General features: G+C 43.2%; 11 protein-coding genes. 5 read left to right on the plus strand and 6 right to left on the minus strand.

Annotated elements, in window-relative coordinates; all coding sequences use genetic code 11:
- Positions 1-2,829, minus strand: coding sequence for an excinuclease ABC subunit UvrA (uvrA, locus tag O6P32_RS02275; RefSeq protein WP_269876546.1), 2,829 nt, complete (start codon positions 2,827-2,829; stop codon positions 1-3).
- Positions 2,830-2,908: 79 nt separating this feature from the next.
- Here uvrA and O6P32_RS02280 point away from each other — a divergent pair, with 79 nt between their 5' ends.
- From O6P32_RS02280 to O6P32_RS02300, 5 genes are read left to right on the plus strand one after another with little or no spacing between them, the layout of a single operon-like run.
- Positions 2,909-4,696 (plus strand): LysM peptidoglycan-binding domain-containing protein, encoded by a 1,788-nt coding sequence (locus O6P32_RS02280; protein WP_269876547.1) that lies wholly within the window; start codon positions 2,909-2,911, stop codon positions 4,694-4,696.
- 1 nt (position 4,697) lies between these two features.
- Positions 4,698-5,399: a porin family protein gene (locus O6P32_RS02285; protein WP_269876550.1), complete on the plus strand. Its 702-nt coding sequence runs from the start codon at positions 4,698-4,700 to the stop codon at positions 5,397-5,399.
- Positions 5,400-5,419: 20 nt separating this feature from the next.
- Positions 5,420-6,175 (plus strand): exodeoxyribonuclease III, encoded by a 756-nt coding sequence (locus O6P32_RS02290; protein ID WP_269876551.1) that lies wholly within the window; start codon positions 5,420-5,422, stop codon positions 6,173-6,175.
- A 3-nt stretch (positions 6,176-6,178) separates the two neighbouring features.
- Positions 6,179-6,553 (plus strand): diacylglycerol kinase family protein, encoded by a 375-nt coding sequence (locus O6P32_RS02295; protein ID WP_269876552.1) that lies wholly within the window; start codon positions 6,179-6,181, stop codon positions 6,551-6,553.
- Positions 6,550-7,107 carry a phosphatase PAP2 family protein gene (locus tag O6P32_RS02300; protein WP_269876553.1) on the plus strand — a complete coding sequence of 186 codons (558 nt, stop codon included), beginning with the start codon at positions 6,550-6,552 and terminating at the stop codon, positions 7,105-7,107. The genes O6P32_RS02295 and O6P32_RS02300 overlap by 4 nt, the downstream gene beginning before the upstream one ends.
- Positions 7,108-7,205: 98 nt before the next feature.
- Here the strand turns inward: O6P32_RS02300 and proS are convergent, their stop codons facing one another.
- The 5 genes from proS to O6P32_RS02325 all read right to left on the minus strand — a co-directional run bounded on the left by proS (position 7,206) and on the right by O6P32_RS02325 (position 13,118).
- Positions 7,206-8,696 (minus strand): proline--tRNA ligase, encoded by a 1,491-nt coding sequence (gene proS, locus O6P32_RS02305; protein WP_178265847.1) that lies wholly within the window; start codon positions 8,694-8,696, stop codon positions 7,206-7,208.
- A 112-nt stretch (positions 8,697-8,808) separates the two neighbouring features.
- Positions 8,809-9,957, minus strand: coding sequence for a DUF6057 family protein (locus O6P32_RS02310; protein WP_269876554.1), 1,149 nt, complete (start codon positions 9,955-9,957; stop codon positions 8,809-8,811).
- A gap of 5 nt (positions 9,958-9,962) precedes the next feature.
- Positions 9,963-11,975, minus strand: coding sequence for an alpha amylase C-terminal domain-containing protein (locus O6P32_RS02315; protein ID WP_269876555.1), 2,013 nt, complete (start codon positions 11,973-11,975; stop codon positions 9,963-9,965).
- A 14-nt stretch (positions 11,976-11,989) separates the two neighbouring features.
- Positions 11,990-12,433 carry a YhcH/YjgK/YiaL family protein gene (locus tag O6P32_RS02320; RefSeq protein ID WP_178265850.1) on the minus strand — a complete coding sequence of 148 codons (444 nt, stop codon included), beginning with the start codon at positions 12,431-12,433 and terminating at the stop codon, positions 11,990-11,992.
- A 19-nt stretch (positions 12,434-12,452) separates the two neighbouring features.
- A complete protein-coding gene (locus O6P32_RS02325; protein WP_178265873.1) occupies positions 12,453-13,118 on the minus strand; it encodes a DUF2461 domain-containing protein in 666 nt (221 codons plus the stop codon).
- Between the last annotated feature and the right edge of the window lie 270 nt (positions 13,119-13,388).

Raw genomic sequence — 13,388 nt, forward strand, 5'->3', positions numbered from 1 at the left:
TTACATTCCCAATTCTTCTTTAATAAATTTAGGTGTATATCCTTTGTCACAGCAGGCCACTTCTTCCGGTGTACCACACGACAAGAGCTGGCCGCCTCCTTTTCCTCCTTCAGGTCCCATATCAATGATATAATCGGCCATCTTGATTACATCCAGATTGTGTTCGATGACAATTACCGTATTGCCCTTATCCACCAGACGGTTCAGTACGGTCATCAACACACGGATGTCTTCGAAATGAAGTCCCGTAGTAGGTTCGTCGAGAATATACAAGGTCTTTCCCGTATCGCGTTTGGAAAGTTCCGTAGCCAGTTTTACACGCTGGCTTTCTCCTCCCGAAAGTGTGGTAGACGGCTGTCCCAACCGGACATATCCCAGACCAACCTCTTGCAGTACTTTAATCTTGTTCAATACCTGCGGTACATTTTCAAAGAACTCTACAGCCCGGTTGATGGTCATATCCAGAATATCGGCAATCGATTTTCCCTTGTAGCGTACTTCCAGTGTTTCTCTGTTGTAACGCTTGCCGTGACACACTTCGCAAGGCACCAGCACATCCGGCAGGAAGTTCATTTCGATGGTCTTGTATCCATTTCCACCACATGCCTCACAACGTCCTCCCGATACATTGAAGGAGAAACGTCCCGGTTTGTATCCTCTGATCTTGGCTTCCGGCAGACCTACAAACAGATTGCGGATGTCGGAGAATACCCCCGTATAAGTAGCCGGATTGGAACGCGGAGTACGTCCTAAAGGCGACTGGTCTACATTGACAACCTTGTCTATATACTCCAAGCCTTCTATACTTCCATACGGCAACGGATCCTGTAAAGAGCGGTAGAAATGCTGGGAAAGAATAGGCTGCAAGGTATCGTTTATCAGAGTAGATTTTCCACTACCCGATACACCGGTCACACAAATCAGTTTGCCAAGCGGAAACTCTACATCTACATTCTTCAGATTGTTACCGCAGGCTCCACGCAGCCAGATTGATTTTCCGTTTCCTTCTCTGCGATGTTCCGGCACCTCTATCTGCATTTTTCCGTTGAGGTATTGCGAAGTCAGTGTATCGGTACGCAACATTTCCTCGGGTGTACCTGCAAAGACGACCTCCCCTCCCAGTCTTCCGGCTTTCGGTCCCATGTCTACGATATAATCTGAAGCCAGCATCATATCTTTATCATGCTCTACTACAACGACAGAGTTACCCAAGTCTCTCAATTCTTTCAGCGAGTTTATCAGACGCAAGTTGTCGCGCTGATGCAGACCGATACTGGGCTCGTCGAGGATATAAAGCACATTGACCAGCTGAGAACCAATTTGTGTAGCCAGACGGATACGCTGGCTTTCTCCTCCCGACAGGCTGACCGACGAACGGTTGAGGGACAGATAATCCAGTCCTACATCGAGCAGGAACTTCAGACGCGTACGGATTTCCTTCAAGATTTCAGCTGCAATAATCTGCTGCTTACTCTCCAGATGAGCATCTACCTGCATCAGCCATTCGTACAGTTCGCTGATGTCCATCGTTGCAAGCTGATAAATGTTTTTATCGTGAATACGGAAATAGAGCGCTTCCTTGTTCAGGCGTGCACCCTTACATTCCGGACAGACGTCTGTCTTTGCAAACTGGTCGGCCCACTTCTGTGCGGTAGCCGATGCATCTTTGTCCTGCATCAGCTGAATGTATTTTACAATTCCATCGTATGTCACAAAATAATCGGACGATGTATGGATGAGGCTGCTTTTTATTTTCAGACGCTCATCGGAGCCGTACAGGATATCATTGATGGCATCTTCGGGCAATTCGGCTACCGGAGTTTTCAGGGTTGCATCGTACTTCTCCAGCAAAGCCTCCAGTTGCCAGAATATCATGGCATTCTTATATTTCCCTAAAGGTGCCACTGCCCCTTCGTATACAGACAATGAGCGGTCGGGAATGACTTTATCGACATCAATCAGATTGACATACCCCAGTCCCTTGCATCGCGGACAAGCTCCTTGAGGTGAATTGAAAGAAAAGTTGTGAGGTGCCGGTTCTTTGTAAGAAAGCCCTGTAACCGGACACATCAGGCGTTTGCTGTAATGGCGTACACTTTCTGTCTGCGCATCCAGAATCATCAAGAGCCCGTCGCCCTGCTGCATGGCTGTTGCCACACTCTGACGGAGGCGTTTGTCTTCCTTGTCTGTAACAATGGTTTTATCGATTACAACCTCGATGTTGTGATTCTTATAACGGTCCAGCTTCATTCCGTGTACTATCTCACGGACTTCTCCGTCTACCCGCACATACAGATAACCTTTCTTGCGAATCTGCTCGAAAAGTTCCTTGTAATGTCCCTTACGGGTTCTTACCAGAGGAGCCAGTACAAAAATGCGCTTTCCTTTGTAGTCGCGGTAAATCAGTTCGATAATCTGCTCTTCCGTATATTTCACCATCTTCTCACCGGAAAGATAAGAATAGGCCGTTCCGGCACGTGCAAACAGCAGTCGCAGGTAATCGTATATTTCGGTAGTAGTACCTACCGTAGAACGTGGATTCTTGTTTGTTGTCTTTTGCTCTATCGAAATAACCGGGCTCAGTCCGGTAATCTTGTCTACATCCGGACGCTCCATTCCACCCAGGAAATTTCGGGCATACGCAGAAAAAGTTTCGATGTACCGCCGCTGTCCTTCTGCAAAAATCGTATCAAAAGCCAACGACGATTTTCCGCTGCCACTCAAGCCTGTAATCACTGTCAGGCTGTCACGCGGTATCTCTACATCTATGTTCTTTAAATTGTGTACGCGCGCTCCATACACGCTTATCGTTTCTTTTCCTTCTGTCATATCCTTAAAATAGATGATATCCTTGCAAAGATAAGTCTTTTTTTTGTACTTTTGTCTTTCAACAAATACTAAGTCCAAAATGAAATTTATTCATACAATTTGTTTTTCTCTGGCTTTATCTTTAGGCAGTCTTAATCTGCCTGTGCAGGCTCAAAGCAGCAACGGGTACTTTTTGCACACTGTGACGAAAGGACAGAGTTTGTATTCCATTGCCAGCATGTACAATGTATCCACCCAAGACATCATACAGCTGAACCCTGGCAGTGAAACCCGCATACGTGCCGGAGAAGTGTTGAAAATACCTCAAACTCAGTCATCCAACAAGAGCAATAAAACTTTTCATACCATACAGGCTGGCGAAACATTGTACCAACTGACTGTGAAATACAATGTAACTGCTCAGGCTATCTGCGCAGCCAATCCCGGACTGAGTGCCAGCAATTTCCGTATCGGACAAGTAATATCTATTCCCATGCAGGAAGAAAGCCAGCCTGCTGTAGCGGCAACGCACACACCGGCACCGGAGGTACGGAAAAACGACTGGAGAGACATGCACAAAGTGCAGCGTAAAGAAACAATCTACAGCATCAGCCGCATGTATGGAATCACAGAGGAAGAGCTGATAGAGGCAAATCCGGAACTGAGAAACGGAAAGCTGAAAAAGGGACGTTTTCTGTTTATTCCTTATCCGAAACAGACTGCTACAGGGAATACTGTATCTCAGCCGTCTAATGTTCCAACCAATGAAGAGCTTTTCAATGAAAGTAAGGCAGACCGTAAGTCTATCAAGACCATCAAAGCGGCTGTTATGCTTCCACTCAAACTTAATTCTTCGATTTCACAGGCTGAACAATCGAGAATTACAGAGTTTTACGAAGGATTCCTGATTGCTGTAGACAGTTTGAAGAAGCAGGGAGTATCCATGGATATCTATACATTCGATACAAATGGAACTACTTCCACCATCAACTCCATCTTGTCACAGAAAACAATGGAGGATATGGATATTATCTTCGGAGTTGCCAGTGGAGAAACAATTAAGCCATTGGCTCAGTTTGCAGAAAAGCATCAGATTCGCCTGGTAATTCCATTTACTCCAAAGGTGGATCAGGTTTTCAATAATCCGATGATTTATCAGGTGAATACACCTCAGTCTTATCTGTATTCTGAAGTATACGAACACTTTATCCGTAAGTTCAAGAACAATAACGTAATTTTCCTTGATGACGGAAGCGGAGATCGGGAAAAAGCCGAATTCATCAAAGGACTGAAATCGGAATTAAAAGACAACAAAGTCAAGTTTACTCAACTGCAGTTGGGCAACGAAATAGATCCTAATAAAGTAATTGCCGCAATGGATACTACGGCACAAACAATCTTTATCCCTACTTCGGGTAAGAATACAGCATTGACCAGACTGTTGCCTCACCTCAGCATGGTACGTCGTGAGCATCCGCATTTCGACATGCACTTGTTTGGCTATCCGGAATGGCAAACTTACACCCAGGATCACTTGGCAAGTTTCTATGAACTGGATACTTATTTCTATTCTTCATTCTATACAAACAATCTGTTCCCGGCAGCAATCAACTTTACGCATACATACCGCCACTGGTACAGTAAAGACATGTCGAATACTTTCCCAAAATATGGTATGCTGGGATTCGACATCGGCTACTTCTTCATGAAGGGACTGGCTCAGGAAGGAAATGAATTGGAAAGCAATCTGAACAGAATAGAGGTAGTCCCCATACAGACCGGATTCAAATTTGAACGAGTAAACAATTGGGGCGGGTTCATCAACCGTAAAGTATTCTTTGTTCATTTCACAAAAGACTATGAACTGATTAAACTCGACTTTGAATAACATGAGAAAACAATTTATTATTGCCTTGATAGGCCTGGCAGGCAGTTTAATCAGTTTGCCACTGCATGCACAGCTTCAAGACGAACGAAGTAATTTCTCTATTGGTGTCAATGGAGGAGTGAACCTCAGTTCTGTCAGCTTCGACCCAAGTATTCCACAAAAATCAATGATTACTCCTTCTTTTGGAGTAACTGCACGATATATCTCGGAAAAATACTTCAAGATGATTTGCGGATTGCAGGCCGAACTGAACTTCTCACAAAGAGGATGGACAGAGAAGATTGAAGATGAAAGCGGAGATACTTATATGCGCAAGATGAACTATGTGGAAATTCCCTTGCTGGCTCATCTGGCTTTTGGAAAGGATAAAGGAAATGGAGCACGTTTCATCTTGAACTTAGGACCACAAATTGGCTTCCTCCTCAGCGAAAAGGAAACTTACAGTACATCCTGGCATCCTGAAATGCGTCCTGACAGATGGGGAAACGAATACGGGAAAAAAGCAGAAGTAAAATTCGATTATGGAATTGTAGGTGGTGCAGGTGCAGAAATACGCACAGGAATTGGTAATTTTCTTATAGAAGCCCGCTATTACTTCGGACTTAGTGACTTTTATCACAGTACAAAAAAAGATCCGTTCAGTCGCTCCGCACACTCTTATATCGGAGGAAGAGTAACGTATCTTTTCGACTTAAAGAAATAAATAACAAGACTATTATCATTATGAAACTTATATCCTGGAATGTAAACGGACTGCGTGCATGTTGCGACAAAGGGTTCCGTGAAATATTCAACGAACTGAATGCCGACTTCTTCTGTCTGCAGGAAACAAAAATGCAAGAAGGACAACTCGACTTAGCTTTCGAAGGTTATAATTCTTATTGGAACTATGCCGAAAAGAAAGGATATTCGGGAACAGCTATTTTTACTCGTCATCAACCGCTGTCCGTCAGTTACGGCTTAGGAATTGATGAACACGACCACGAAGGACGTGTCATCACTCTTGAAATGCCTGAGTTCTATCTGGTCACTGTATATACGCCCAACTCTCAAGATGGCTTGAAGAGACTGGACTATAGAATGACATGGGAAGACGATTTCCGTCTGTATCTGAAAAGTCTTGATGAGAAGAAGCCTGTATTGGTTTGCGGCGACTTGAATGTGGCTCATAAAGAGATTGATTTGAAAAATCCCAAGACCAACCGTATGAATGCCGGATTTACCGATCAGGAACGGGAGAAGTTCCAAACCTTATTGGACAGTGGATTTATTGATACATTCCGCCATTTCTATCCTACACAGGAAAGTATCTATTCCTGGTGGTCGTACCGTTTTAAGGCGCGCGAAAAGAATGCAGGGTGGCGTATTGATTACTTCCTTGCCTCAGCACGATTGGCAGACAAACTGGAAGGAGCCAAGATTCATACAGAGATTTACGGTTCCGACCATTGTCCGGTAGAAGTAACCGTCAATTTTTAATCAATGAAGAATAGTGGATTTACCCTAAAGAAACGCCTGAAAAGCTTCCGTTATGCTTTTAATGGCGTTTTTCTTCTTTTACGCTATGAGCATAATGCTTGGATACATGCAAGCGTAGCTTTATGTGTAATTGTAGCCGGAAGCCTCATCGGATTGTCTTCTACAGAATGGCTGTTTATAGTCGTAGCCATTGGTACAGTACTGGCTGCCGAAGCCATCAATTCTTCCATAGAGGCATTATCAGACTTGGTTTCTCCGGAATACAACGAAGCCATCAAACGCACAAAAGATCTGGCAGCAGGAGCTGTTTTAATCTTATCCATCGCTGCTGCTATCACAGGACTGATTATATTTTTACCGAAACTCACCCTCTTATGAAAAAAACAGCCCTCCTGCTTCTCCTGATACTGTCTACAGAAATATTACAAGCTCAAACGATAGAAGTAAGCTCACAGAGAAAAGCTATACGGACTTCGGGCGATATAGGAGCCGCACTCCTGCCTGTAGCCGGGCTGACTGCTGTGCTGATAGAAAAAGACTGGCAAGGTCTTAAACAAGGTGCATTGGCAGGAATCACCACGATAGGAATCACGTACGCACTGAAATATGCCGTTCATAAAGAGCGTCCGGATCATAGCGACAACCATTCTTTCCCTTCAATGCATACTTCCACTTCTTTTGCAGCAGCCACTTTTATTCAGCGCAGATACGGATGGAAATGGGGACTTCCTTCCTACATTGTATCGACTTATGTAGGATGGAGCCGTGTATATGGGAAAAAGCACGACTGGTGGGATGTGGCTGCAGGAGCTGTTATCGGCGCCGGAAGTTCATACCTCTTTACACGCCCTTTTGCACAAAAGCATAACCTCGTAATATCGCCCACAGCAGGAAACGGCTGCTATGGCTTTTATACTTCACTCACATTCTGACAGAATCCTTTGTCTATCCTCAACCTGCAATCAATAAAAAGGGATATGTCCACATCATGCAGACATATCCCTTTTTTAATATTCCTTGAGTATCTTTATTAATATGCACGAGCAAACAATACACGGCGAGCAGATGGTTTACCTGTAACCATATCCACACCCGGAGTAAGGCTTTCTTCGTCTGCTTCGAAAGGCAGACAGCGGATAGTAGCCTTTGTTTCTTCCTTGATACGTTCTTCGGTTTCGGTAGTTCCATCCCAGTGAGCCAAGATAAAGCCACCTTTCTCAATCTGTTCTTTAAATTCATCGTAAGTATCCACTTTCACGATGTGTTCGTTACGATACTTCAGAGCCTTCTGATAAATGTTAGCCTGAATTTCTTCCAACAGATTCTTCACATATTCTTCAATTCCGTCGCAAGTACGTGTTTCTTTCTCCAGTGTATCACGACGCATTACTTCCATTGTATTGTTTTCCAGGTCACGACCACCCATAACAAGACGTACAGGTACACCTTTCAACTCATAGTCAGCAAATTTAAATCCCGGACGTTTGTTGTCTGCATTGTCGTACTTCACAGAAATACCCATTGCACGCAAGTTGTTGACAATACCTTCTACCTTCGCATCAATCTGCTTCAATTGTTCATCGTTCTTGTAAATAGGAACAATTACTACCTGTATCGGAGCCAAGTGCGGAGGAAGTACCAAACCATTGTCATCAGAGTGAGTCATAATCAGAGCTCCCATCAAACGGGTAGATACACCCCATGAAGTAGCCCATACATAATCCAGTTTATTATTTTTGTCAACAAACTGCACATTGAAAGCCTTTGCAAAGTTCTGTCCCAAGAAGTGAGAAGTACCACACTGCAATGCTTTACCGTCCTGCATCAAACCTTCAATGGTATATGTATCCAATGCACCGGCAAAACGTTCGTTAGCCGATTTCACACCTTTAATAACTGGAACAGCCATGTATTTTTCTGCAAAGTCACCGTATACATGCAACATTTTCTGAGCTTCAGCTTCAGCTTCTTCGCGAGTAGCATGCGCTGTATGTCCTTCCTGCCACAAGAATTCTGCTGTACGCAAGAACAGACGGGTACGCATTTCCCAACGCATTACGTTAGCCCACTGGTTACACAGGATAGGCAGATCACGGTATGAGTTAATCCAGTTCTTATATGTACTCCAGATAATGGTTTCAGAAGTAGGACGAATAATCAACTCTTCTTCCAACTTTGCCGCAGGGTCTACAATCACACCCGAACCATCTTCTGCATTTTTCAAACGATAATGAGTTACTACGGCACACTCTTTAGCAAAGCCTTCTACATGTTCAGCTTCACGACTCAAATATGATTTCGGAATCAACAGAGGGAAATAAGCATTGACATGGCCAGTTGCCTTAAACATATCATCCAATATACGCTGCATTTTTTCCCAAATAGCATATCCGTAAGGCTTGATAACCATACAGCCACGTACCGGTGACTGTTCTGCCAAATCAGCCTTTACCACCAAATCATTATACCATTGTGAATAGTTTTCACTTCTTTTGGTAAGATCTTTCAATTCTTTTGCCATAGTTATAATGTTATATTTATCTTAAGCTTATTTTTTGAGGATACAAAAGTAGTAAAAAAGACTTGGATAGAGAGCAACTTCCTTAAAAAAGTACTATCCGGTCCATCCTTTTTTACTTCTGATAATCATAATACCACCAATAGGTGTCGCCAAATTCCCGGCGCATCCTATTCTCTTCCTCTACAGGAGAAGCAAAATCCTTCTGCCGGGTCTTATAAGCATCAAATCTCTGAACTATTGTACTGTCTGTAGCCAAACAAGTATATTCCGGATGAGTACTCTGATACATCACCAAAGCTTCCTGATAATAACGGGGAATGCGTGTATTCTCCTCATAAAATTCACACATGGCACCAGCAAAGTCCTTCAGTTTCTTATCCAACAGCAAGGCCGACAGATAGTAATCCAAAGATGTATATTTCCCTATCTCCCTATCACATATATGCTGCAAAAAGGGAAGTTTGCTTTCGTTCTCGTATGGCCGTGCTCCCAGATAATGATAAATGGAATCATTGGTATAACGCAAGTCATGCAACGAATCACCGGAAAAGAACAATCCCTCCGATTTATAATACTGGGGATATGCAAAAAGCCGGTCACCCATCTGTCCAACATGAGCCAATGCATAAGCTCTGAGGGCCGTCAGCGTACGTGTTGCTTCCAACGAACGTTCTCCTACCTTCAACGCATCTTCATACTTTTTGGCACGCAAACAGCGCTCTACTGCCAATTCATGATGAAAATTACGGTCGGAATTTCCAATTCCAACAGTCATAAGAGCCCATACCAGCAAAATGATCAGATTACTATTCATCAGAGTCATAAAGGAATATTCTTTATTCAGTTGTACTCTGAAAATACGGCGCAGGAAATAGGCAGTACCAATAAATACCAAAAGTATCAGTGGTAACAACCACAGCCAATAACCTCGATAAGAATCCATGTATATGTCTCTGCTTATATCTGTCAAGGCGCCCAATATAAGAAAAGAAGGGAAATAAGCTACAGAACGTACTATACCTTTCAAGCCCAATAAACTGTTCACTCCCCACCGCAACAGAATCAAGATGAATGTAATCACCACCGCACTTGCCATAGGAGCAAAGTGGGTTTTTCCATGAGCGAGGGAAAAATGAACAGCCTCCAGAATATCGCGCTGGAAGACATACAAATAAACAAAGCTAAAGACAGAAAAAAGAAGACCGCACACTACGGTTTGTATGCGGGCGGCCTTCTCGTACGGTAGAATATATTTACTCATATAAATCACACTTTCACTCGTTTAAGGACGACAGCCGAACGTGCCGGAACGTATAGTTTAAGCCATTCTTTTCTCTCTTTGGCATACAACGGATCGGCACAAGTAAAGTGAGGTACTGTATCGTCGGCGAAACCAAAGCCACCGAATCGTTTGTCGTCTGTATTCAATACTACCCGGTATTCACCACGCGGTACAAGGAATCCATAGTCGGTAAACGAACGAGTAGGATTGAAATTAAACACAAAAATCAAATCTTTACGGCGGAAAGCCAAAATCTGGTCATCGTCATTGTGCCATATTTCTACGACATCCGTCTTCTGGATATTTCTCACGCTCTCCAACAGATGTACCATAGCCTCATCGAAATCGCCCAAATAATGATAGCACAACTCTTTATTGTCTACCAGATTCCACTGGCGGCGTGCATACTTATACGACCATCCGTTTCCTTCACGCGGAAAATCAATCCATTCCGGATGACCGAATTCATTTCCCATAAAGTTAAGATATCCACCGTTGATCGTAGAAGCCGTAAGCAAACGAATCATCTTATGCAAAGCAATTCCACGCTGTACCACTCCATTTTCATCACCTTTCTTGAAATGCCAGTACATATCCGCATCAACCAGACGGAAGATAATAGTCTTATCGCCCACCAAAGCCTGGTCGTGGCTCTCGCAATAAGAAATAGTCTTTTCATCACTCCGGCGGTTTGTTACCTCCCAGAACAGACTTGAAGGCTTCCAGTCTTCATCACGACGCTCTTTTATAATCTTAATCCAGTAATCAGGAATATTCATGGCCATACGATAATCGAAACCATATCCACCATCGGCAAAAGGAGCAGCCAGTCCAGGCATTCCCGATACTTCTTCGGCAATTGTGATGGCACGAGGATTTACCTGATGAATCAACTTGTTGGCCAAAGTAAGATAACAAATCGCATTGTCGTCCTGCGAACCATTGAAATAATCACCATAATTGCAGAATGCCTCACCCAGTCCATGACTGTAATACAACATAGAAGTAACTCCATCGAAACGGAATCCGTCGAAATGGAATTCCTCCAGCCAATACTTACAATTGGACAACAAGAAATGAATCACCTCATTCTTTCCATAATCAAAGCAAAGTGAATCCCATGCCGGATGTTCTCTACGGTCGCCCTGATAGAAATACTGACAAGGATCTCCGGCAAAGTTACCCAAACCTTCCAGTTCGTTCTTCACAGCGTGCGAATGTACAATATCCATAATCACAGCAATACCCATCTGGTGTGCTGTATCAATCAGCAATTTCAGTTCTTCCGGTGTACCAAAACGAGAAGAAGGAGCAAAGAAACTGGATACATGATAACCAAAGCTACCATAATAAGGATGCTCCTGTATAGCCATTATCTGAATACAGTTGTATCCGTCTTTTGCTATTCGGGGAAGAATATTTTCTCTGAACTCATTATAAGAACCCACCTTCTCTGCATCTTGTGCCATACCGATATGGCATTCGTATATCATCAGAGGAGAAACATTAGGCACAAAAACCTTTTTCTTAAACTTATAAGGCTTCTCGGGTTCCCATACCTGAGCTGTAAAGATTTTGGTTTGTTCGTCCTGCACCACTCTATTGGCCCATGCCGGAATACGTTCGCCGCAACCACCTTCCCAGTACACTTTCAGCTTATAAAAATCGCCATGCTTAATCATGTCGGCCGGCAAGTTTATCTCCCAGTTATTGCTTTTCCGAACTCTTTTCAGTTTAAACTTCGGCTGTTCTTTCCAGTCATTAAAGTCACCAATTAAATAAATGGCCGTTGCATTCGGAGCCCATTCACGGAAGGTCCATCCCTTGTCTGTACGATGTAATCCGAAATACATATATCCGGAAGCAAAATCGGACAGCGTTTTCTTGCCTACAAGTTCTTTTTCCTTGTCGAGAGCATGTTGATGTCTACCTGTAATAGCCTCTTTATAAGGTTCCAACCACGGGTCATTCTTGATGATGTTTAATACTTTATCCATAGCAGTAGTTTATTTTAGTTTACACGAACTTTTATTACAATCTTTTTTACTCCTTTTTCCGTTATGGCCGGTGCATGTGCATCTTCGGGGAAAAAGACAGCAAACATACCCGGTTTCAGCAGAAAATAATCAGCGGCCGGAGTATCATAAAAAGTAATGTCACGGTCTGCCTCATATACAGCTTCATCCAGTTCTGCCCGGGGAGCATATCCGATGGTTTCCACATCCGACAAAGGAAGCTGTATATCTATGAAACAGTTGTGAGTTTCCAACTTGGCATCTTCTTTCCGCTTAGGAGTAGTCTGATCGACATTTACATACAAATCATTTTCTTTCAAGACAATACGTCCAGGCTCAAGATTCTGCAACTGAGCAGATTTCAGGAACTCTATAGCCTGAGCAAAAAGCGGATGAAGGGAAAGATATTTCTCTATATTTTCTATTCTATCTATAATCATAGTACACGGTTAAAAGTTTTTACTCTAAATCATCGATTGTCTCGTTGGTGAAATCAGCAAAACGCTTCAACTGACAGAATACATTTGCTATTTCATCCATAAAATCCGGATTGTCGTAAAACGAATCCGGGATACGATAAGACACTGTATAATCTTTACACTTCAGATACGCGGCATAAGGAAAATCCTTCGGAAACCCTTTCGGTACCGTTTTCAGATGTTCCTCCCCTACTACAGGAAAGTACTTCCTGAACTCCGGATCTTCTACAATGGAGCGATATTCATCAATATTGTCGAATACCGACTGACGGACTGCCTTCAGCATTGCAGGAGGCATGCACCAACTTCCCCCTGCCAGCATACAATTACCCGGCTCCAGATGAATATAATACCCACAATGATTGGATTTCTTTCCACGGGCATTGATATATCCGCCTATATGTGTCTTATAAGGAGATTTGTCGGCCGAGAAACGGACGTCTCTATAAATCCGATAAGTACAGTCGCGCGGCTGTACATGAGCCACAGAATCGTCGAATAAGGAAATGCGTGCAATAACAAGGGCAAGCAGGTCTTCAAAGTCTTTTTGAACAGACAGATAAGTATCCTTATGTGCTTGAAACCACTCACGGTTATTGTTGACTGCCAGTTGTTTCAGAAAGTCCAAGATTCCCTGTATATGCATCATTTTTCTACTATATATTAAGTAACACAAACATACAAATATATTTTGATAAAGCGAAATAAAAGGAAGCATTTTATCGGAATACCCTTCTTTATGAAAGAGTTCTGCATATTCTGTGATACAATTATATGCCATGTTTATGATTTGTACCCTTCTTTATCCGACGTCGCCGGCTGCACAGCCGACGGTGTCAAATACAAAGCCGGCGACACTGATTATGCAATCAACGTCGCCGGCCCAATCATACAGCATAAAACATGCTATTCTTTA

The organism is Phocaeicola acetigenes (assembly GCF_027529745.1).
Lineage (GTDB): Bacteria > Bacteroidota > Bacteroidia > Bacteroidales > Bacteroidaceae > Phocaeicola > Phocaeicola acetigenes.